Source organism: Daejeonella sp. (assembly GCF_030695525.1).
Taxonomy (GTDB): Bacteria; Bacteroidota; Bacteroidia; order Sphingobacteriales; family Sphingobacteriaceae; genus Daejeonella.
The window spans coordinates 68,287-90,270 of record NZ_JAUYSS010000012.1 but is presented as its reverse complement, the minus strand read 5'-3'; the positions used below and the strand labels follow the sequence as shown (position 1 = coordinate 90,270).

At 38.1% G+C, this 21,984-nt stretch carries 19 protein-coding genes; 12 read left to right on the top strand and 7 right to left on the bottom strand.

Annotation, left to right across the window (positions count from 1 at the left end):
- Positions 1–93: 93 nt before the first annotated feature.
- Entirely contained in the window at positions 94–1,956 is a 1,863-nt protein-coding gene (gene mnmG / locus Q8S11_RS02290; RefSeq protein WP_305660463.1) for a tRNA uridine-5-carboxymethylaminomethyl(34) synthesis enzyme MnmG, read from the top strand.
- 134 nt (positions 1,957–2,090) lie between these two features.
- Positions 2,091–3,722: an Ig-like domain-containing protein gene (locus Q8S11_RS02285; RefSeq protein WP_305660462.1), complete on the top strand. Its 1,632-nt coding sequence runs from the start codon at positions 2,091–2,093 to the stop codon at positions 3,720–3,722.
- Here Q8S11_RS02285 and Q8S11_RS02280 read toward each other — a convergent pair.
- Positions 3,703–4,224, bottom strand: coding sequence for a gamma carbonic anhydrase family protein (locus Q8S11_RS02280; protein WP_305660461.1), 522 nt, complete (start codon positions 4,222–4,224; stop codon positions 3,703–3,705). The two genes, Q8S11_RS02285 and Q8S11_RS02280, sit on opposite strands and share 20 nt — an antisense overlap.
- A 12-nt stretch (positions 4,225–4,236) precedes the next feature.
- Positions 4,237–5,826 carry an L-aspartate oxidase gene (gene nadB, locus Q8S11_RS02275; protein WP_305660460.1) on the bottom strand — a complete coding sequence of 530 codons (1,590 nt, stop codon included), beginning with the start codon at positions 5,824–5,826 and terminating at the stop codon, positions 4,237–4,239.
- Between the two features lie 409 nt (positions 5,827–6,235).
- Here nadB and nadA point away from each other — a divergent pair, with 409 nt between their 5' ends.
- From nadA to Q8S11_RS02250, 5 genes are read left to right on the top strand one after another with little or no spacing between them, the layout of a single operon-like run.
- A complete protein-coding gene (gene nadA, locus Q8S11_RS02270; RefSeq protein ID WP_305660459.1) occupies positions 6,236–7,228 on the top strand; it encodes a quinolinate synthase NadA in 993 nt (330 codons plus the stop codon).
- A gap of 1 nt (position 7,229) precedes the next feature.
- The gene (locus Q8S11_RS02265; protein ID WP_305660458.1) at positions 7,230–8,465 is read left to right on the top strand and encodes a dicarboxylate/amino acid:cation symporter; all 1,236 of its coding nucleotides are present in this window, start codon (positions 7,230–7,232) and stop codon (positions 8,463–8,465) included.
- Positions 8,466–8,471: 6 nt separating this feature from the next.
- Positions 8,472–9,191 (top strand): L,D-transpeptidase, encoded by a 720-nt coding sequence (locus Q8S11_RS02260; protein ID WP_305660457.1) that lies wholly within the window; start codon positions 8,472–8,474, stop codon positions 9,189–9,191.
- 56 nt (positions 9,192–9,247) lie between these two features.
- Positions 9,248–10,297, top strand: a complete 1,050-nt coding sequence (gene thiL, locus Q8S11_RS02255) for a thiamine-phosphate kinase (RefSeq protein ID WP_305660456.1) — start codon at positions 9,248–9,250, stop codon at positions 10,295–10,297.
- Between the two features lie 54 nt (positions 10,298–10,351).
- Positions 10,352–10,690 carry a DUF6370 family protein gene (locus tag Q8S11_RS02250; protein WP_305660455.1) on the top strand — a complete coding sequence of 113 codons (339 nt, stop codon included), beginning with the start codon at positions 10,352–10,354 and terminating at the stop codon, positions 10,688–10,690.
- A gap of 7 nt (positions 10,691–10,697) precedes the next feature.
- Here Q8S11_RS02250 and rmuC read toward each other — a convergent pair whose 3' ends face one another.
- Complete coding sequence (rmuC, locus tag Q8S11_RS02245) at positions 10,698–12,035, bottom strand: DNA recombination protein RmuC (RefSeq protein WP_305660454.1); 1,338 nt, start codon at positions 12,033–12,035, stop codon at positions 10,698–10,700.
- 36 nt (positions 12,036–12,071) lie between these two features.
- Complete coding sequence (locus tag Q8S11_RS02240) at positions 12,072–13,208, bottom strand: FAD-binding oxidoreductase (protein WP_305660453.1); 1,137 nt, start codon at positions 13,206–13,208, stop codon at positions 12,072–12,074.
- A 76-nt stretch (positions 13,209–13,284) separates the two neighbouring features.
- On the opposite strand from Q8S11_RS02240, the gene Q8S11_RS02235 reads away from it, so the two are divergent.
- Positions 13,285–13,971: a zinc metallopeptidase gene (locus Q8S11_RS02235; protein ID WP_305660452.1), complete on the top strand. Its 687-nt coding sequence runs from the start codon at positions 13,285–13,287 to the stop codon at positions 13,969–13,971.
- Positions 13,972–14,039: 68 nt separating this feature from the next.
- Here Q8S11_RS02235 and apaG read toward each other — a convergent pair whose 3' ends face one another.
- Complete coding sequence (apaG, locus tag Q8S11_RS02230) at positions 14,040–14,426, bottom strand: Co2+/Mg2+ efflux protein ApaG (protein WP_305660451.1); 387 nt, start codon at positions 14,424–14,426, stop codon at positions 14,040–14,042.
- 45 nt (positions 14,427–14,471) lie between these two features.
- On the bottom strand, positions 14,472–15,464 hold the full coding sequence (gene dusB, locus Q8S11_RS02225) for a tRNA dihydrouridine synthase DusB (protein ID WP_305660450.1): 993 nt from the start codon (positions 15,462–15,464) through the stop codon (positions 14,472–14,474).
- Between the two features lie 63 nt (positions 15,465–15,527).
- Here dusB and Q8S11_RS02220 point away from each other — a divergent pair, with 63 nt between their 5' ends.
- The 4 genes from Q8S11_RS02220 (at position 15,528) to Q8S11_RS02205 (ending at position 18,620) form a co-directional block, all read left to right on the top strand.
- Complete coding sequence (locus tag Q8S11_RS02220; RefSeq protein ID WP_305660449.1) at positions 15,528–16,469, top strand: CPBP family intramembrane glutamic endopeptidase; 942 nt, start codon at positions 15,528–15,530, stop codon at positions 16,467–16,469.
- Positions 16,450–16,653: a DUF2007 domain-containing protein gene (locus tag Q8S11_RS02215; RefSeq protein ID WP_305660448.1), complete on the top strand. Its 204-nt coding sequence runs from the start codon at positions 16,450–16,452 to the stop codon at positions 16,651–16,653. The genes Q8S11_RS02220 and Q8S11_RS02215 overlap by 20 nt, the downstream gene beginning before the upstream one ends.
- A complete protein-coding gene (locus Q8S11_RS02210; RefSeq protein WP_305660447.1) occupies positions 16,654–17,460 on the top strand; it encodes a phosphatidate cytidylyltransferase in 807 nt (268 codons plus the stop codon).
- Positions 17,461–17,543: 83 nt separating this feature from the next.
- Positions 17,544–18,620: an energy transducer TonB gene (locus Q8S11_RS02205; protein ID WP_305660446.1), complete on the top strand. Its 1,077-nt coding sequence runs from the start codon at positions 17,544–17,546 to the stop codon at positions 18,618–18,620.
- Here Q8S11_RS02205 and mfd read toward each other — a convergent pair.
- Complete coding sequence (gene mfd, locus Q8S11_RS02200) at positions 18,617–21,973, bottom strand: transcription-repair coupling factor (protein WP_305660445.1); 3,357 nt, start codon at positions 21,971–21,973, stop codon at positions 18,617–18,619. The genes Q8S11_RS02205 and mfd overlap by 4 nt on opposite strands.
- Positions 21,974–21,984: the final 11 nt, after the last annotated feature.

The following is a 21,984-nucleotide window of genomic DNA, read 5'->3' as shown; positions in this document are numbered from 1 at the left end:
ATCTCTCTTTTTAAGCATGTTCCACGTGGAACAATTATTAAATAGTAATGATTATTTTTACAAAACAATTGTTCCACGTGGAACATCATAAAAATGTTTGATAAATACGATATAATAGTGGTAGGCGCCGGACATGCCGGATGCGAGGCAGCAGCTGCGGCCGCTAACCTGGGTTCTAAAGTTTTATTAATAACCATGAACATGGAAACGATTGCCCAAATGAGCTGTAATCCGGCAATGGGTGGTGTGGCAAAAGGCCAAATTGTTCGTGAAATAGATGCAATGGGTGGGTATTCCGGAATAATAACAGATAAAACAACATTACAATTCCGCATGTTGAACAGTTCTAAAGGACCTGCCATGTGGAGCCCCAGAGCACAGAATGATAGAAAAAGATTTGCTGAAGAGTGGAGATTAGCACTAGAACGAACGCCAAATGTAGATTTCTGGCAGGATACAGCAACTTCCTTATTAATAGAAAATAACAAGGTATGTGGGGTAAGAACTTCATTAGGATTAAAAATTAGAGCAGAGGCGGTGGTATTAACAAATGGCACCTTCCTTAATGGAATAATTCATGTTGGTGAAAAGAAATTTGGAGGGGGCAGAACAGGTGAAAAATCCTCAACAGGTATAACCGAACAATTGGTGGAGCTAGGATTTGAAGCGGGTAGAATGAAAACGGGAACACCACCACGTGTAGATGGAAGGTCACTGGATTACTCCAGGATGGAAGAACAATGGGGTGACCCAGGCAAGGGGAGGTTCTCCTACACAAACGTAGTTTTACCTACAAAACAAAAATGCTGCTGGATAACCTATACAAATTCGGAGGTACATGAGACTCTGAAGGAAGGTTTTGAAAAATCTCCAATGTTTACAGGACGAATTAAAGGACTGGGACCCCGTTATTGTCCATCAATAGAAGACAAAATTAATCGTTTTGCAGAACGTGACAGGCACCAGATTTTTGTTGAACCAGAAGGATGGAATACTGTAGAGATCTATGTCAATGGATTTTCAACATCACTACCAGAAGACGTTCAATACAGGGCACTAACAAAAATACCCGGGTTCGAAAAAGTAAAAATGTTCAGACCCGGTTATGCCATAGAATATGATTTCTTCCCTCCAACCCAGCTGGGTCTTAGCCTTGAGACAAAGCTAATCAGTAATTTATATTTTGCGGGACAAATCAATGGTACAACGGGATATGAGGAAGCCGCATGCCAAGGTTTTATGGCTGGAATCAACGCACACCTCAAAATAAACAAGAAAGCTGAACTAATTTTAAAACGGGCTGAATCCTATATTGGGGTTTTAATAGATGATCTGGTAACAAAAGGGACTGAAGAACCCTATCGGATGTTTACATCACGAGCAGAACATAGATTATTATTAAGACAAGACAATGCAGATATCCGATTGAGCCCTATAGGACATCAGTTAGGTTTAATATCTGATGAAAGACTAAATAAGGTAAATAAGAAAATAGAAAATGCCGATCATTTAGTCAGCTATTTAAAAACAACTTCAATTGGACCCGATGCCGTAAATACGATCCTTGAAGAAAAAGGTACACCGGGAATAACCCAAAACGTAAAAATGTTCCAACTTATAACAAGGCCTCAGATTGGGTTTCAAGATATTAAAAAAGCAGATCCGGCGTTCAATGATTTAATAGAAAAGTACGATAGAGAGACTGTCGAACAAGCAGAAATAAAAGTGAAATACGAAAGCTATTTTGAAAAGGAACTCGAGATAGTTGATAAAATGAAACGGATGGAAGATCATACAATTAACCCTGAATTCAATTATCGTGACCTTGTATCATTATCAAAAGAGGCAAGGGAAAAATTGATGAAAATAAAACCGAGGACTTTGGGACAAGCATCCAGAATTTCTGGGGTTTCACCATCAGATATATCAGTTTTAATGGTTCATATGGCCAGATAAAATATAAGTATCTGACTATCAGTACATTAGACATGATAATAAACTGGCTTTAAATAATAAGAATTAAACCACTTTTTTGGTTTAGTTAATAATATTGGTCCAAAAATAAAAAAAATCGCCCATAAGGCTTATAAATGGCAAAAAATAAAAAGAGGCTATTTTTATATACCTCATTCGCACTCTTTTGGTTGACAATTTTCGTAACAGGTTGTGCAAGTATGCAATCACCAACTGGCGGTCCAAAAGATACTATACCACCAGAAATTATTACTGAAGTTCCAAAAAACTTTACAAAAAACTTTAACGCTAAAAAAGTTGAAATAGAATTTAATGAATTTATAAAGCTAAGTAATGAATATACAGAAATAAGCATTTCCCCGGCACTGGACATTTCACCTGGTTATAGAGTAAAAAAAGAAAATCTTGTAATCGAATTTAAACAGGAACTTGAAGAAAACACAACTTATTCAATAAATTTCGGTAAAGCTATTGCAGATGTAAACGAGAGTAATATCCTAAAAAATTACTCATACGTTTTCTCCACAGGAAATGAAATAGATTCCTTATCTATTTCAGGAAGAGTGATCAATTCACTGACAAAAGAAAAATTAAAAGACGTTGTAGTATTCATCCTTCCTTTAAGCCAGGATTCACTTTTCGGTAAAAAGAAGGCCAGCATCTTCAATATCACTGATACGGCAGGTGTTTTCAAAATATCGAACCTCAAAGAAGATACTTATAAAATCTATGCATTACTTGAACAGGGTGGAGATAGAATATACAATGCACAAAATGAAGAAATTGGTTTCCTGTCGAATCCACTTAAACTAAGCAAAGATACAAGTGGAATTATTTTAGAGGTATTCAAGGAATATCCTACAGTTTTCATGGTTAAAGAGCGTCGAATTGAAGCTGATGGAAGAATAAGTTTAACTTTTAACAGACCTGTAATTGATGCGTCAATAAGCATCATTGAACCAGCAAGCATCAATCAAAATAAAACGGTTGAATTCAGCTTAACAAGGGATTCCGCAACAGTATGGTTACCAGAGCTAAGTTTTGATTCAGTCGATGTAGTTGTCAATTCAGCGGGGAAAGCACTTGACACTGTAACACTTAGAAGGAATAAAAGAGATACTTATGTGAAATCACTTATTGCAACTGACAATCTATCAGGAAACAAAATAAGACCTGGTTCAGAATTAATAATAAAATTATCGTCCCCAATTAAATCCTATCAACAAGAACTAATTACACTCCTCGAAGATTCAATACCAACAAAAAATTATCAATTTGAAAGGGATACAAGCTCTCTAAGAACATACAGGTTAAAATATCCTTGGAAGACCAAAAAACAATATAGTTTAAAACTTGCAGAGAATGCATTTACTGATGTTCTTGAGACTAAATCAAAGGTTTATACCAAAAATTTTGAATTGGATATTGACGACAACTATGGAAGTATATCAATCAATATCAGTGTGCCTGACACAGCAAGAACCTACCTTATACAATGGTTGAATGAACGGAAAGATATTCTAAAGCAAAATTCGATTAAAAAAAATACCCTCCTTAACTATATAAGATACCCCACAGGGAAGTATTTAATCCGTGTTATATATGATGATAATGCCAATGGAGAATGGGACACAGGTAATGTTAAGGAAGGAAAACAACCTGAAAAAACATGGAACTTTAACAAAACAATATCTCTAAGACCCAACTGGGATTTGGAAGAAAATATAATTATTCCGGATCCGGAATGAACCAGGTTGAATATAATTTATAGTTTTCTGGAAGCTTATTCAACATGTCAATTTGTTGTTCTGTTAATGGTTTAATCTTTCTGGCGGGAATACCAGCATATAAATGCCCAGCTTCGCAAACGGTATTCTCAAGAACAATAGCACCTGCCGCAATAATACAATACTCATTCACAATAACATGATCCATCACAATGGCACCCATTCCAATGAGAACGTGATCATAAAGGGTACAACCATGAACAAGTGCATTATGACCAATTGATACATCGTTACCAATTTCTGTAGCCGCCTTCTGATAGGTACAGTGTATAATGGCTCCATCCTGAATATTAGTATTATCACCAATCCTGATGTAATTTACGTCACCCCTGATAACTGCATTAAACCAAACAGAACAATTATTACCGATAACAACATCACCAACTATTGTGCTGTTCTCAGCTAGAAAACAATTAGTCCCAATTTCAGGAAAAACATTCTTAACCGATAAAATAAGTGCCATAAATAAAACATTTTAAAAAACTGTATCGTGCGGATCAAGTGCATGAGGCTTGTAATCAGTTGTATAATGAAGACCCCTGCTCTCTTTACGTAATGTGGCGGATTTTATAACGATGTAAGCATTTTGAATTACATTTCGAAGCTCACATAATTTAACAGACAATGTGGTCTTCTTGTAAAAGCTTTCCGTTTCTTCATACAGCAGGCCTAAACGTCGCATTGCTCTCTCCAGTCTGAAATCTGATCTTACAATACCAACATAATCACTCATAACTTTTTGTGTTTCACGAAGATTATGAGTTACCAGAATGTCCTCATTTGAAAGTTTAGTGTCAGTTTCATCCCATTCAGGTATATTATCAGGAATTTCATATTTACTAAAGACTTTAATAGCATCTTCAAAAATCCTGTGAGCAAATACAGGAGCCTCAAGCAAGGAATTAGAAGCCAGTCTATTCGCTCCATGCAAACCAGTTGAAGTGCACTCCCCACAAGCATATAGTCGATGAATAGAGGATTTTCCATCTTCATCAACCAGAATACCACCACACATATAGTGAGCCGCGGGAGTAACAGGAATCAGGTCACGTGTCATGTCCAAACCAATGCTTAAACATTTCGCGTAAATATTGGGGAAATGTGAAAGAATATCAGCTTTATCACGGTGCCTGATATCCAAATAAACAAAATCATCACCTGATTTCTTCATTTCAGCGTCAATGGCCCTTGCCACTATATCACGAGGAGCCAGAGAACCACGCTCATCATAATTCTGCATAAACTCTTCCCCATCTCTGGTTTTGAGCACACCACCAAAACCTCTAACAGCTTCAGATATTAAAAATGAGGGATACTCTCCTGGATTATACAATGCGGTTGGATGAAATTGAATAAATTCCATATTCCTTACTTTTGCTTTTGCACGATAAGCCATCGCAATTCCATCACCAGTGGCTATAACAGGATTTGTAGTTGTCGAATAAATATGCCCGGCACCACCAGATGCCATTAATGTAACCCTGGATAAAAACTTTTCTACTTTATTCGTTGCAGTGTCAAGGGCATATATCCCATAACATTCAATATTTGCTGATTTCCTGTCAACAAAAGCCCCTATATGATGCTGAGTTATTAATTCAACGGCAAAAAAATGAGTTAAAATTTCAATATTAGGATCACTATGTATTTGAGAAAGTAAAGCTCTTTCAATTTCAAAACCGGTAATATCCTTATAATGAAGTACTCTGCTTTCGGAATGACCACCTTCCTTAGCCAGGTCGAATATTCCTTTGTTAGTCTTATCAAAATGGGTACCGTATTTAATAATCTCTTCAATTCGGGCTGGTCCCTCTTTAACAACAATCTCAACAATGTTCTGATCACAAAGTCCGTCGCCGGCAATTAATGTGTCTTCAATATGCTTTTCAAATGAATCTTCCACTTTATCAACAACAACAGCAACCCCTCCTTGTGCATATTTAGTATTAGATTCATCCTCATTAGCCTTTGTAACTATCAGAACCTTACCATATTTGGCAGCTTTTAAAGCAAAACTTAATCCTGCAATCCCGGATCCAATTACTAAAAAATCAACATTTTTCATGCAAGAAAAATTATATAAAATTGATTATGAATAAATATGTTAACAATATCATCAAAGATGTTAATTAAGAATTAATACTGGTTGATAATATTACAAACTGACTTATAAATACTTCTGTTAAGCCGAATTTAGCTTATTTTTGAAAAAGTTTTAAGCAAAATATACAGAGTATTCCACTTTTTATCAATATAAAAAACTACACAAATAAGAATTAAAAAAAATACTTGGATTATTGAAAGTATTAATAATCAAAGATTTAGAATTTAAATATTGTTGATAATTTGTTTATAATAAATTAAAAACAATAAAAAAGACAAAATATTATGTTTATTATTAACAGTACCAACACCATAATAAACAATAAGATTATTATATATAATATAAATTATAATTATTGAATAGTTGATAAATGAATACCTTAGAAGAATTAAATATTAGAGGATTTATTGATGAGCCAATAGATCCGACTCTTGATCTTTTTGCTGAAATAAATAGATTAAAAAAAGAAAAAAATGCGGTCATTTTAGCACATTATTATCAGGAGCCTGATATACAGGATATTGCAGATTTTATTGGAGATAGTCTGGGTTTATCACAACAGGCAGCTAAAACGGATGCTGATGTAATTGTATTTGCCGGGGTTCATTTTATGGCAGAAACCGCAAAAATTTTATCTCCTTCAAAAAAAGTATTATTGCCTGATTTAAAAGCAGGTTGTTCATTATCAGATAGTTGTCCGCCAAAATTATTTGCAAAGTTTAAGGAAAAATACCCTGATCATTTGGTAATAACCTATGTTAATTGTACTGCTGAGTTAAAAGCAATGAGTGATATTGTTTGTACTTCAACAAATGCAGTACAGATTGTAGAAAGCTTACCAAAAGATCAGAAAATAATTTTTGGTCCGGACAAAAATTTAGGTGCCTGGGTAGCAAAGAAGACTGGTAGGGATTTGGTTTTATGGAATGGGGCCTGCATGGTTCACGAAATTTTTTCACAGCAAAGGATATTAAAATTAAAAAACAGACATCCGGAAGCTAAATTCATTGCGCATCCTGAATGTGAAGAGGCTATCTTAAAAATGGCCGATTACATTGGATCTACTACCGGATTATTGAAATACACCATAAATAATCCGGCGAAGGAATTTATTGTGGCAACTGAAAGTGGTATTATCCATCAAATGGAAAAAGCTAGTCCGGATAAAGTATTTATTCCGGCTCCACCGGATAATTCATGTGCATGCAATGATTGTCCGCACATGAAGAGAAATACTCTCGAGAAACTATATCTATGCATAAAGAATGGTATGCCAGAAGTTACTGTTCCTGCGGATATAATTAAAAGGGCTCAATTACCTATTGAACGAATGTTAGAAATATCTGCCAAACTAGGTTTATAAAATGAATGAAGGTTCATCCGGTTTTTTAAAGAATTATGCCAGTATTATAAGGTTACTTCTTGGAATAACTATTGGAACCTTTTTAGGTCTATTTTTAGGCAAGAAGGTTGAAGTTATTAAACCCATAGGAGATATTTTTCTGAATCTCCTTTTTACCGCTGTAATACCCCTTATTTTTTTCGCAATAGCATCTTCAATTGCCAATATTGACCGTACAAAAAAAATGGGTAAGGTTATGCTGGTTATGATCATTGTCTTTTTAGTGACAGTGCTTATTTCGGCTATTCTTACAATTTTTACAGTATGGATATTTCCTCTTCCACAGAATATTGACACAGCAGCAAATGTAATTGAAGAGGTACATACGGCAAGTTTTGGGGAGCAGGCAACCAGTTTGTTGACAGTCAATGAATTTTCGGAATTATTATCGCGAAAAAGTATGCTTGCTTTCATTATTTTTTCCCTTTTTATTGGTTTTGCAACGTTAAAATCTGGGGAAGTGGCAGATCCTTTCAGGAAGTTTCTGATTGCCGGAGATGAGGTGATGAAGCAATTCCTTATTATGATTATGAAACTTGCCCCTATTGGATTAGGGGCTTATTTTGCATATCAGGTAGGGGTTTTTGGTCCGCAGCTCTTTGGAACTTACGGTCATTCAATGGCTATTTATTATGGTTTTTGCACCTTTTATTTTATAGTATTCTTTACACTTTATGCATTCATCGCCGGAGGAATTCCGGGAGTTAAAATATTTTGGAAAAACAATATCGTTCCTACATTTACAGCTGTAAGTACCTGCAGTAGTGTAGCAACAATTCCGGCTAATCTGGCAGCTGCCAGAGCCATGAAAATACCAGAGCATATTTATAACCTGGTTATTCCTCTAGGAGCTCCGCTTCATAAAGATGGGTCAAGTGTTTCTTCTATTATAAAAATTGCAGCTGTATTTGCTATTATGGGTAAGGATTTGATGGATCCTGGCACTATTTTGATGGCACTGGGTATAACTATCATTGTCAGTATAGTAGAAGGCGGAATTCCAAATGGTGGTTATATAGGAGAAATTCTGGTTATGACTGTTTATGGCTTTCCTGTAGAAATGTTGCCGGTAGTGATGATTATTGGTACACTTGTTGACCCTATGGCTACTGTTTTAAATGCCACTGGTGATACCGTTTCGGCTATGCTGGTAACCAGGTTTACTGAAGGCAAAAACTGGCTTAAAACCGCTATTTAAATGGCCATGAATTTTATTATTTCATTATACCTTTTCATTTTATATTCTTTTAACCAGCAGCCTATAGATCTGAATGTCAAATTTAATACCAGTCAGCTAATTGTGGTAACCACAGACTCCTGGAATAAGATTAATGGTAAAATGTCTGTTTATGAATATAAGGGAAATTGCTGGGTGCCTGTTTTTAAAGAAATCCCAATTGTTACAGGCAGAAGTGGCATGGCCTGGGGAAAAGGATTACACAAAGCAGAACTGAACAAAGGAAAATTAAAAAGGGAGGGTGATGGAAACTCACCTGCCGGTATTTTTCAGCTTAGCGGTTTGTTTGGCTATGAGGATATTCGTTCTGAAATGAATTCCTTGAAAGTTGACAACAAAACTTTTTGTGTAGACGATTCAAAATCAGTATATTATAATCAAATAGTTAAGTCAGATACGGTTAAAAAGGACTGGAACTCGGCAGAAACCATGCGTATGAAAAGCGATGTTTATAAATACGGAATTTTTGTTGATTATAATGTGAAGCCCGCTATCCCCAATATGGGCTCTTGTATTTTTATGCATATATGGAGTGGCAGCAATAAGCCAACGGCTGGTTGTACCGCCATGAAAGAGTCTGATATTTTAAAATTGATTGATTTTCTGGATAATAAAAAGAACCCTGTGCTGGTTCAGATGCCACAATCTGAGTACAGCAAATTAAAGGGCATGTATAAATTACCATAATCCCAAAACTACGCTTCCTTAAAAAATTAGCACCTTTGTATTTTTAAAAGCGAAATATGTTTGAAAATAAAGGACGTACAGAGATTGAACAATTGGGTGAATTTGGCCTGATTGATCATTTGACAAAGAATTTTGAGATAAAAAACAAAAGTACAATAAAGGCTATCGGGGATGATGCTGCCGTACTTAGTTTTGAAGGGAAGAAAACCCTGATATCTACAGATCTTTTACTCGAGGGAATCCACTTCGATCTATCCTATACTCCTTTAAAGCATTTAGGATATAAGGCAATCCAGGTCAACCTAAGCGATATCTATGCGATGAATGGAAACGCAACCCAGGTAACGGTTTCTATCGGTTTATCGAGTAAATTTCCACTTGAAGCTGTCGAAGAATTGTATCAGGGAATCAGTATTGCCTGTGAAAAATTTGGGGTTGATCTTGCAGGAGGCGACACCACTTCCTCAAAGCAGGGCCTTGTGATTAGTGTAACCAGTATTGGTTATGCGGACGAAAAGGATATTTGCTATAGAAGCGGTGCAAATGAAGGCGATCTTTTATGTGTTTCGGGGGATCTGGGTGGTGCTTATATCGGCCTGCAATTATTAGAACGGGAAAAGGGTATTTTTCTTGAGAATCCCAATATACAACCCGATCTGGAAGGAAAGGATTATATTGTTGAACGGCAGCTAAAGCCTGAAGCCCGTAAAGATATTGTGGAGGCTTTGAAACTGATGAAGATCAAACCAACAGCCATGATTGATATTTCGGATGGCCTTGCTTCTGAGATCCTGCACATCTGCAAGCAATCGGATAAGGGTTGTAATTTATATGAAGAAAAGATTCCGATTGACCCAATGACCTATGATACAGCCCGTGATTTTGGAATAGATCCAACTGTTTGTGCCTTAAATGGAGGGGAAGATTATGAGTTGCTATTTACCATCAAACAATCGGATTTTGAAAAGATCAGGAATAATCCTGATATTTCAATTATTGGCCATATGACTGAAGCTTCTGCAGGTTGTAACCTCATTTCAAAATCAGAAAAGGTCCATCCGATCAAAGCACAGGGCTGGAATTCTTTAAAGGGAGAGCAAACCTGATTTGCCAAATAGAAGGCCTGGAAACTTAATATATAGAATAACTGCTTTAAAGAAATGAAAATAAAATTGCTTCTTCTGTTAGCCTGCTTCGTATTCGGTTCGGTGAATGCACAAAAAAACATATCCCGAAACAACACTACCAAAGAAAAGGTTGTTCAAATCGCGGAAGCCTCCTGCGGACAATGTCAGTTTAAGATGGCAGGAAAAGGATGTGATCTAGCTGTGCGCATTAATGGAAAATCCTATTTTGTGGATGGTACTAAAATTGATGACCATGGGGATGCTCATGCGAAGGACGGTTTTTGCGAAAAAATCAGAAAAGCCGGGATAAAGGGAAGTATTGTTAATAACCGATTTGTGGCCACCTATTTTAAGCTCTTACCCGAAACATAAAAAACAATTAATCGTCGTCTTCGCTAATGAATTTCTGATCTAGCTGCTTGCCGGTTCTGGCACCCAGTTTTTTAATCTTCTCTGCCGTAGTACTCAGGTTTCCCCTACCGCTGGATAATTTATTGATGGCTTTGTCATAAGCATCCTGACTTTGTTTGATGTTTTTGCCGATACCTTCCATATCAGCCATAAACCCAATGAACTTATCGTACATTTCACCGCTCAGGCGGGCTATTTCCATAACATTTCGGTTTTGCCGCTCCTGTTTCCACATGCTGGCAATGGTGCGTAATGTAGCAAGAAGAGTAGATGGACTGACGATGACCACATGTTTATCCCAGGCAAAATTAAACAGTTCTGCATCATTCTGTACAGCGATACTAAAACTGGATTCAATTGGAATGAATAGCATCACAAAATCAGGAGAATTAATCTTATACAATTCGCTGTAATTTTTGGAGGAAAGCTCAAATATATGAGTCCGAATTGAACTAATATGCTGTTTGGTGAACAAATTGCGTTCTTCATCCATTTCACAATTTACCAAGCGCTCATAAGCAGTAAGGGAAACCTTTGCATCGATAATCAGGTGTTTATCATCAGGCAGATCGATCACCACATCGGGCTGGAAGCGGTTACCATCTGATGATTGATGTGTTGCCTGTATACGATATTCCTGATTTTTTAAAAGCCCCGAACGCTCTAGAACCCTTTCCAGAATTAGCTCACCCCAGTTTCCCTGCTTTTTGCTGTCTCCTTTAAGGGCTTTGGTAAGATTTTTCGTTTCCTGATTCATCAGGTTAGATTGCTCGATGAGTTGATTGATATGTCCACGAAGGATATTACGCTCATCTGATTCGGCCTTATAAACCTTCTCAACCTTATCTTCAAAGGTTTTGAGATTCTCACGTAGAGGTTTGATGATGAGATCAAGATTGGCGCGGCTATGCTCAGTGAATTTAACACTTTTTTCTTCCAGGATACGGGAAGCAATTAGTTCAAAATCCTTGTTGAATTTTTCCTGATTGTTTTTAATCTCCGACTTTTGCTCTTCTATTTTTTCCTGTTGAGCCTTCAAATAAGCGCGTGAACTTTCCATTGAGCGCAGGGCTTCAGAAAGTTTTTCGCGCTCTGCATTCAACTCTTTTTTTAAATTTTCCTGCTCAGTTCTCAGATTTTCAGCCCGCTCTTCTGCTTTAGCCAGACTGATTTTTAATTGTTCATTCTCGGTTTTGAGTCGGTCGATTTCCTCCATACCGGCCCAATCGGATTTTGGTCTTGCACGAAAGAGAATAAATATAACAACAACAATTATGGCCGCTGCCGGCAGAATGTAGATTTCCATTTTTATAATTTATCAAAGGTACGAAAGAGAGCCCTGTCAAATTTGAATAAGATCTGCGACCTGCTCACCCAAAAGACTTCCCATTGCCAGGCCCATACCATTGCAGCGTACGGCGCAATACAGTCCGGGTGAAACTTCTTTTACTATAGGTTTTAGTTCCTTACCAAAACCCATTACCCCACTCCAACGGTATTCAATTTTTGGTTTTTGTCCGGGAAGAAGGGTCTCATACAATAGTTTTTCCAGCTCATTCTGAATGATCACAGTAACACCGGGTTCTGTGGTTTCTTCTCCAATGAAATCCAGGTCCCTTCCTCCGCCCAATAGTATCCTATCATCGATATTTCTGAAATAGGTATAGCCCTTATTGTAATGAAAGGTGCCTTTTATTTTCAAATCTTTAATGGGCTCTGTAATAAGTACCTGCCCCCTTCCCGGAATAACATCAAGCTCTGGAATCAGATTTTTGATGAAGGCATTGGTCGCCAGAATGACAGATTTTGAGTTAAAACTGCCCTGACTACTATGGATAATCTTATTACCGGAACTTTCTTCAATATTCTGAACGGGACAATTATTAAAGACAGTTACTCCAAGGCTCTGGACCTTTGAAAGCAATGCCTTCATCATTTTGCCTGTATCTATTTGTCCTTCATATTTGTTTTTTATGATGTTTCTTATACCTCTCATTCCAAAACCTGCAATTTTATCACCAAAATCTGCATAAATGTCATGTTTCCCAATGACAGGTTTTAAGAAGGTATTAAACCAGGATATCTTTTCAATACAGAGATTGGCCTGATTAGCTTCGCTTTCTTTGAATACTTCATAACCCCCATTTTGTTCAAAACAAATGGCAGAATCTCCAAGATTATTTCTAAGTTTTTTCAGACCCCTCCAGCGCATACTGATCATTTCAAGAAGCTCAGACTCAGACCGGGATTCCATCTCATTTATAAGCTCAGAAATGCTTCCAAAGCATGCAAAACCGGCGTTTTTTGTGCTTGCACCGGCCGGCAAAAAACCTGATTCCAGAACACCAATTTTTAATGAAGGCCGCCCTGATTTTAGATGCAATGCAGCGTTCAAACCAACTATTCCGCTACCAATAATGATCACATCAAAACCTGATAAGAATGATTTTTGTTCCCAGTAAGAAAATAAATTGGACATATAATCTAAAGGTAAATTATTTGTGATTATTTTTATTCGGAATGGTTATTGAATATGTTTACATAAAATACAAACTATGGGATTAATTTTAATGATTGTCATTGCGGTGGTTAGTTTTGCTGTCCAATGGCGTTTTAAAAGCAAATTTAAACAGTACTCCGAAATGCCTCTAGGTTCTGCAATGAGTGGAAAAGATATTGCAGATAAGATGTTAAAGGACAACGGAATATATAATGTTCAAATTATTTCTGCAGAGGGTCAGTTATCTGATCATTATAATCCGGCAGACCGGACTGTAAACCTGAGTCCTGAAGTATATCATGGCCGCAGTGTCGCTGCAGCAGCGGTTGCAGCACACGAATGTGGTCATGCTGTGCAGCACGCAAAGGCATACAATTGGCTAAAATTCAGGTCCGCTGTAGTTCCTGCAGTTAATGTGGCATCAAAGATTACTCAATGGGCATTGATGATTGGCGTGATGCTACTTATTTTTTCAGGTGATATTACAGTTCTTGCAATAGGTGTAGTGGCTCTTGCCGTAGTTACCTTATTTGCTTTCATTACTCTTCCGGTTGAGTTTGATGCAAGCAACAGGGCTTTGGCCTGGCTGCAAAGTAATCGTGGCATTATGCAAACCAGCCTTGAGAATGATCAGGCTAAAGATGCTTTATGGTGGGCAGCTATGACTTATGTGGTTGCTGCATTAGGTTCCCTTGCAACATTGGTGTATTATGCCAGCATGTTAATGGGAAGAAGAGAATAGTATTTCTTCAAATAAAAAAGCCCCTTTATGATTTCGTAAAGGGGTTTTTTTATATTATGTGATTTTTTTCAGTTCATTTTATAGGGTGCAATCAGGTAAAATTCAGGAATATTGACACGGAATTTACGTCCGTCAACAATTCTTTTCATTTCATAAAAACCTTTCATACTGCCCATGTCGGTCTTTAAATTACAACCGGATACGTATTCATGATTGTCGCCCGGCTCGATTATTGGCTGCAAGCCAACCACACCCTCTCCTTCCACCTCTCTTTTGGTGCCGTTTGAATCAAAAATATGCCAGTGACGGTTCAATAACTGAACACTATTTTCGGTCATATTTTCAATATTTACCCGGTATGCGAACATAAAATGTTCATTTGCAGGATTCGAATATTCGGGTTGGTAAATGGTTTCTACCGATATTTTGACCCCATCAGTAATTTTAGTTACCATAATTAATAGTTTTAATAATAGGCAATATAAAGATAAACGCTAAAATCAAGCCAATTCTGTCTGAAATCGTTCATTAATTTCCTTCAGAACTCCATAAATATGGTCTATATTTTCAAGTGAGACCAGTTTCATTCGATATTCCTTAAAATCAGGGATACCTTTAAAATAGTTAGAATAATGCCTTCTCATTTCAAAAATACCAACCCGGGGTCCTTTCCAGGAGATGGATTTATCAAGATGTGTTTTACAAACATCCACTCTTTCAGAAATTGTTGGTTCAGGTAAAAGTTCTCCGGTCTTAAAAAAGTGTTTAATTTCTCTGAAAATCCAGGGATAACCAATTGCTGCCCTGCCAATCATAATTCCATCAACTTCATATTCCATCCGCCAGCTTGCTGCTTTTTCAATGGAATTGACATCTCCGTTTCCAAATATCGGTATTTTGATTCTAGGGTTTCTTTTTATCTCCCGAATCAGTGACCAGTCGGCTTCACCTTTATACATTTGGGCACGGGTGCGGCCATGAATGGTCAGTGCCTGAATACCTATGTCCTGAAGACGTTCAGCAACCTCGTAAACATTTTTGGTATTATCATCCCATCCAAGTCGTGTTTTAACAGTTACCGGAAGATGGGTGGCATTGACAACAGCTTTTGTCATTTCCACCATCCGGTCTATGTCCTGCAATAAACTCGCTCCGGCCCCCCGGCAAGCTACATTTTTTACCGGACAGCCATAATTTATATCGATTAAATCCGGATTGGCCAGTGTTGCAATACGGGTTGCTTCAGCCATGCTCTCAATCTCACTACCAAAAATCTGTATCCCAATTGGCCGTTCATATTCAAAAATGTCGAGTTTTGCCCTGCTTTTGGCTGCATCGCGTATCAAACCCTCTGATGAAATAAATTCAGTGTACATCATGTCTACCCCATTTTGCTTACAAACGAAACGGAATGGAGGATCACTCACATCTTCCATAGGTGCCAGTAAAAGCGGGAATTCCCCTAAATCTATATTTCCAATCTTAACAGACATTAGCTATCTTTCAACCTTGTATTTTTATTTACTAAAATGCAAAATTACGAATAATATATAAGCATGTTCAAATCCGCGTCAGTAGAACGTAATCCTTTCAGCTCATTGATCCTTTTACTCCTGCTTATTTTTGCAGGCGCTGTGATTTTTACCAGCATTGCTTTTGTGATAGGCTTTTCTATCTATGGCATGGAATCCATGCTACAGCTTTCCTCAGGAGAGATTGTAAACCTGGATCTAATCAAGCTGGTTCAGATTGTTTCATCCATTGGGATGTTTGTTGTACCGGCCTTAGTGTATGCGAAACTACAGAACAAGGATTGGTTAGGGTATCTTAAAATCATACCTGTTCCGGGCTATCTGGCTTTAATTACCATTGTAATCATGTTTTCTTCAAGTCCTGCACTTGAATATATTATGCAGCTTAATAAAGGGATGAAGCTTCCTTATTTTCTTAAAGAAGTTGAAGCATGGATGCTTCAGCAGGAATTGAAGATGGAGGAGATGACGAAACAGCTCATTATAATGAATTCTGTACCTGAGCTTCTCGTGAATTTAATCATGCTTGCCCTTATCCCTGCTTTTGGCGAGGAACTGATCTTCAGAGCCGGGTTTCAGGGAATTTTTGCACGATGGTTTGGAAACTATCATGTCGCGATCTGGTTAACCGCAATTATTTTTAGTTCGATACATTTTCAATTCTATGGATTTTTTCCACGAATGTTCCTGGGGGCACTCTTCGGTTACCTGCTTGTTTGGAGTGGCAGTCTCTGGCTTCCCATTTTAGGACATTTTCTGAATAATGCGATTGCGGTAATTACTGCATACTGGTATCAGAAGCAGGGGCTTTCAATCGATAAAATGTTTGAATCAGAACCCTCAAGCCCTGTGCTGATCAGCATCAGTTTCATTTTATTTATTGTATCAATGCGATACTTTTATAGGTATACCCGAAAATTACACGAAATTAATAGAGGAAGTTTGGATGGAAGCAGGATGGGTTAAAATATATACTTCAGCTGATTTTTTTAAATCAGAACTTGTAAGGCAGGTCTTGATTGACCAGGAGATGGAGGCCATTATCATAAATAAGCAAGGTTTTCCCTACCGTATTGGGGAGGTTGAAGTTTATATTCATGAAGATGATTTTCAGAAAGCGATTGAAATAATAGTAAAAAATGAGTTGTAAATGAAAACAAGAGCAATAACAGCATTTTTCTTTGTTGCAGTAATGCTTGCTTCACTTCTTCTGGGGGCCTATGCTTTTACTGTCTTTTTCCTGTTGCTTAGTTTATTCAGTACCGAGGAGTTTTACAAACTGGTGCGTGCTGATGGTCTGAAACCCCAGAGCTTATTGGGTTGGATCCTTGTAATCAGTATTTATGCACCACTCAGTTTGTATTTTCTGTATGATGCACCTTTAACGGTTCTTCTCATTTGTGTTCCATTTTTTGTATTAATTATAATTGCTGAGCTTTACCGTGATCTGAAGAATCCCTTTCACAATATTGCATACACCATATTCGGAGTAGTATTTGCAGCACTTCCTTTTTGCTTTTTCTATGCACTGGGTTTTATGGAAGGTGAGTATTCCTGGCATTTACCCTTTGCTTTTCTGATCTTGCTCTGGGCGAGTGATACCGGAGCCTATTTGTTTGGTATCAGTCTGGGTAAGAATAGATTGTTTGAAAGGCATTCTCCCAAAAAGAGCTGGGAAGGCTTCGCAGGAGGTTTATTGTGCAGCTTGCTTTCGGGTTATATAATCAGTATAAATTTTACGGAGCTATCCTTAATTCACTGGCTTATAGTTTCATTAATCATTGTTGGTTCAGGCACTTTGGGTGATCTATCTGAGTCAATGTTGAAAAGAAGCCTTTCGACAAAGGATTCCGGATCTTTTTTACCCGGACACGGTGGTCTGCTCGACCGGTTTGATGGTTTACTTCTTGCTGCTCCTCTCGTATTTGTATATTTGTCTTTGGTAAAAATTTTCTGATCCTGTTTATAATACCTGCTCAGTTCAGCGGTACATAAAATTATTGGAACGATTTTTATTATTATAAGTATAAATACTAATAATTGGAAAGAGAGAATATAACACAGCATGACGCCATGCCTGAGAATGAAGTAATAAAAGACCGCTCATTGAGATTCATGGCCATTGGGCTTGGGACATTAATTCTTGTTATGGGTTATCTTACGCTCTATGTAGATGACGTCAGTTCTTTATTTTCAGATAAAAAAGAAGAAGTTGTGTCTGTTATAGATGACAATAATTCTGATGTTCTGGTCGAGAATTCAAATATGAGTGATGAAGAGGTCCGGAGATCGCTCATTAAGTTTATTGAAGCATTTTATAACGATCAAAGGAAGGGATATTTTGATCCTCCGAGCTATTTTTCATCCATTACCAGAACCTATTTTAATTATCATAATCTTACTTATAAGCGTCTGAAAGACGTTCATGCTAAGCGAATGGCCGATCTTCAGAACTACAATCTTACCTGGATTGTTTCCAGCCTTGAATACAATCGCAATAGCAATGAATTGCTTGCAACTTACTGGGCAAAAGTTAGTTATCGGCAGCCTTCCCGAAATGCTGACGTGTCCGGAGATATAAAATTTGAATTAAGGGTGAATGAGGAAGGAAAGATCACGTCGCTCAGGGAAGCTGAAATTAAAAATCTGGTTGTAACAACACTTAATTATGTTCCCGACAGTATAATTTACAGTGAAGTTGACTATAGTCAGGCATCAACCGTTCCGGAAATGGTTACAGAACCTTTACCGGTACCCATAGAAAGTTCTAATCCGGAAGCGCGTTATGAGGGAAAATTATATGACCTTGCCAGTGTAGAGCTTGCGCCTGAGTTTCAGGGAGGGCAGCTGGCTTTGGGTAAGTATCTTGGATCCCGGTTACGTTATCCTGTTGAGGCACGTCAAAACAAAATTCAAGGAAAGGTCTATATTGGCTTTGTTGTAGACAAGAACGGAAATCTTGGTGATTTTAAGGTAGTAAGAGGTATAGGAGGAGGATGTGATGAGGAAGCAATCCGTGTACTAAGGTCTTCACCGGCATGGAGGCCAGGCATGGCTAACGGAAAACCCGTAAGAACATCTTATGTTCTGCCAATAACCTTTCAGCTTGGGAATTAAACTGCCGCAGGTTCTCCTGCCAGCTCCTGTAGTATTTCTATTGCCATATCCAATGTCTGAACATGTTCAATTGCCAGCCTTAGGGTGTTTTTAACCTCTTTCAGGTTACTTATTCTGGGGTGAGCCTGTAAAAATTCGAGGACACGTCCAAACTGTGTCGTTTCGAAGTAGGGTGACTGTTTGTTCGCAATAAAATACCCCCGAAGTACCCCTTTTTTAAAAGTGATTTTTTCAAAACCGATCATTTTTCCCAGATATTGCAGGCGCCAGGTATTAATTAACTCATTTACCTGATGAGGAACGGGTCCAAAGCGATCAGTAAGTTTTTGCCGGTAATCATCGAGCGCCAGTTCGTTCTCTATGTTTGAAAGTTCGGTATATAAACTATATCGTTCAGCGATATTGGTCACATATTCATCGGGGATCATCACCTCCAGATCGGTATCTACATGGGTAAATGAAATGAATGGTCTTGGTTTTTCATCACTGAACAGATTTTTGAACTCATCGTCCTTTAATTCCTGAATAGCCTCATCCAGAATTTTATGGTACATCTCAAATCCGATTTCTGCAATGAATCCACTTTGTTCGGCACCCAGGAGGTTTCCGCTTCCGCGGATATCCAGATCGCGCATTGCTACATTAAAGCCGCTTCCGAGGTCAGAGAATTCTTCGATCGCACTGAGGCGTTTTCGGGCTTCATTGGTCAGGGTGGAAAGCGGCGGACTTAATAAATAACAGAATGCATTTTTATTGGATCGGCCTACACGTCCGCGCATCTGATGCAGGTCACTCAATCCGAACATATGTGCATGATTGATCAGTATGGTATTGGCGTTTGCAATATCAAGACCGGCCTCAATGATTGTTGTAGCAACAAGAACGTCATAATCACCCCCTACGAATTTTAACATCACATCTTCAAGTGCATCGCCTTCCAGCTGCCCATGGGCAATACCAATTCTGGCTTTTGGAACCAGGGTATTGATCAAGCCCCCCAGCTGCATCAAATCCTGCACACGGTTGTGAATAAAGAATACCTGTCCGCCCCGGTCTATTTCATACTCCACCGCTTCCTTGATCAGTTTTTCATTGAATACATGCAGTTCTGTTTGTACAGGCTGGCGGTTTGGTGGCGGGGTGCTGATAATACTCAGATCCCGGGCGCCCATCAGTGAAAAATGCAGGGTTCTTGGAATAGGAGTGGCAGTTAGTGTTAGAGTATCTACATTTGCCCTGAACTGCTTAAGCTTTTCCTTCACACTGACCCCAAACTTTTGTTCTTCATCAATAATCAGCAGACCCAGATCTTTAAATTTTACATCCTTACTTACAATACGGTGGGTACCAATGATGATATCAATCTTACCGTCAGCAAGGTTTTGAAGGGAATCTTTAATCTGTTTTGCTGATTTAAACCGGTTGATATAATCGATTGTGCATGGAAAATCAACCAGGCGGGATTGGAAAGTTTTAAAATGCTGCAATGCCAGAATGGTAGTTGGCACCAAAATAGCCACTTGTTTGCTATCGGTAACCGCTTTAAATGCAGCACGGATAGCTATTTCTGTTTTACCAAAACCCACATCCCCACAAACAAGTCTGTCCATTGGATGTGCCGATTCCATGTCTTTTTTAACATCAGCCGTGGCTTTTACCTGATCAGGGGTATCTTCATAAATAAATGAAGCCTCAAGCTCAGTTTGTAAATAGGTGTCGGGTGAAAATGCAGTTCCGGTTTGTGCCTTTCTGATTGCATAAAGCTTAATCAGGTCACGGGCAATATCTTTAACTTTTTTTTTAGTTGTTTTTTTCAGCTTCTCCCAGGTATCGGTGCCGAGCTTATTCATTTTCGGTACGGTACCTTCCTTACCTGAGTACCTGGAAATGCGATTCAGGGAGTTGATATTGACATAAAGCAGGTCATTGTCCGCATAGACCAATCGGATCATTTCTTGTGACCGGCCATTTACATCCACTTTTTCAAGACCAGCATATTTGCCGATCCCGTGATCAATATGGGTAATGAAATCTCCGGGCTTTAACTCGCGCAATTCTTTAAGGGTGATTGCCTGGTTGCGGATATAGCCTTTTTTAAGCTTGTATTTATAATAACGGTCAAAAATCTGATGATCGGTATAGCAAACCAGTTTTTGCGCGTGGTCTATAAATCCCTCTCTCAGAGAAAGGTGAACCGGACTAAATTTTACACCTGCATTCAGATCCTCAAAAATGCTGTAGAGACGTTCGATCTGTTTTGTAGAATCTGTAAATATTAGATTTTCGAGGCCTGATTTCTCGTTTTCTTTAAAATTATGAATCAGCAGGTTAAAATCCTTATTAAAGGATGGCTGGGGTTTAATATCAAAATGTATCGTCTCATCAGCCCGGTAATAGAACTGTTTACCAAATTCCAGGATATCAAAATCCCGTAGCTGATCAGCAAGCATTTTTTCATCTGTGAAATTAAATTTTGGGTCGATCCAATGCGGGTTTTGCTGTTTATCCTCAGATGAAAGTGCCTTCCAGTATTCTACTGCCTTTTTATATCCGCCTTTTATTACATCAAAGGTAAACTCCACGTCTTTAAACCAGATAATGCTGTCCTGATCAATATATTCAAGAAGGGAAATATTATGGTCGGTAAGGAATTTCGATTGAACATTCGGCACCACAGTGATGCTTTTAACCTGTTGAACGGATAGCTGATCTTCAATTTCAAAGGTCCGGATACTTTCAATATAATCAGCGAAGAACTCAATCCGATAGGGAAGGTCATGAGAGAAAGAGAAAATATCCACAATTCCGCCCCGGATAGAAAATTGTCCCGGTTCATAAACAAAGTCTACCCGCTCAAAATCATATTCAATTAGAAATTCATTGATGAAATCAATACTTAGCTTATTTCCTACAGCAATTTCGAGCGTATTTTTTTCGAGTGCAGAACGATCAATTACCTTTTCAGCCAATGCTTCAGGATAGGTTACAATAATTTTTCCATATTCAGACGAATGGTTGAGTTCGTTTAATACCTCTGCCCGTTGTAAAACATTATTGCTATCGACCAGGGTAAATTCAAATGATTTTCTGAAGGAGGATGGAAAAAAAAGAACTTCCTTTTCGAGCAGATTCTCGAGATCACTAAGAAAATAGGCGGCTTCTTCGCGTTCGGGAAGCACAAAGACCATGTGCCGGTGTAACAAAAAATGCAAAGCTAGCGCAATGACTGAATCGCTTGATCCGACCAAACCTCTTAAATGAACACGCCCTTTTCCCCCTTTATTGAGGGTTTCTGCCAGAATTGCAATCCGGGGGTCCGATTTATACTGCTTTAAAATATCCCGAATGTTCACAATCTGATTTT

Bases quoted from the DNA above. Each gene is read 5' to 3' on its own strand.
- mnmG (WP_305660463.1), top strand. From the start codon at position 94: ATGTTTGATAAATACGATATAATAGTGGTAGGCGCCGGACATGCCGGA.
- Q8S11_RS02285 (WP_305660462.1), top strand. From the start codon at position 2,091: ATGGCAAAAAATAAAAAGAGGCTATTTTTATATACCTCATTCGCACTC.
- Q8S11_RS02280 (WP_305660461.1), bottom strand. From the start codon at position 4,224: ATGGCACTTATTTTATCGGTTAAGAATGTTTTTCCTGAAATTGGGACT.
- nadB (WP_305660460.1), bottom strand. From the start codon at position 5,826: ATGAAAAATGTTGATTTTTTAGTAATTGGATCCGGGATTGCAGGATTA.
- nadA (WP_305660459.1), top strand. From the start codon at position 6,236: ATGAATACCTTAGAAGAATTAAATATTAGAGGATTTATTGATGAGCCA.
- Q8S11_RS02265 (WP_305660458.1), top strand. From the start codon at position 7,230: ATGAATGAAGGTTCATCCGGTTTTTTAAAGAATTATGCCAGTATTATA.
- Q8S11_RS02260 (WP_305660457.1), top strand. From the start codon at position 8,472: ATGAATTTTATTATTTCATTATACCTTTTCATTTTATATTCTTTTAAC.
- thiL (WP_305660456.1), top strand. From the start codon at position 9,248: ATGTTTGAAAATAAAGGACGTACAGAGATTGAACAATTGGGTGAATTT.
- Q8S11_RS02250 (WP_305660455.1), top strand. From the start codon at position 10,352: ATGAAAATAAAATTGCTTCTTCTGTTAGCCTGCTTCGTATTCGGTTCG.
- rmuC (WP_305660454.1), bottom strand. From the start codon at position 12,035: ATGGAAATCTACATTCTGCCGGCAGCGGCCATAATTGTTGTTGTTATA.
- Q8S11_RS02240 (WP_305660453.1), bottom strand. From the start codon at position 13,208: ATGTCCAATTTATTTTCTTACTGGGAACAAAAATCATTCTTATCAGGT.
- Q8S11_RS02235 (WP_305660452.1), top strand. From the start codon at position 13,285: ATGGGATTAATTTTAATGATTGTCATTGCGGTGGTTAGTTTTGCTGTC.
- apaG (WP_305660451.1), bottom strand. From the start codon at position 14,426: ATGGTAACTAAAATTACTGATGGGGTCAAAATATCGGTAGAAACCATT.
- dusB (WP_305660450.1), bottom strand. From the start codon at position 15,464: ATGTCTGTTAAGATTGGAAATATAGATTTAGGGGAATTCCCGCTTTTA.
- Q8S11_RS02220 (WP_305660449.1), top strand. From the start codon at position 15,528: ATGTTCAAATCCGCGTCAGTAGAACGTAATCCTTTCAGCTCATTGATC.
- Q8S11_RS02215 (WP_305660448.1), top strand. From the start codon at position 16,450: ATGGAAGCAGGATGGGTTAAAATATATACTTCAGCTGATTTTTTTAAA.
- Q8S11_RS02210 (WP_305660447.1), top strand. From the start codon at position 16,654: ATGAAAACAAGAGCAATAACAGCATTTTTCTTTGTTGCAGTAATGCTT.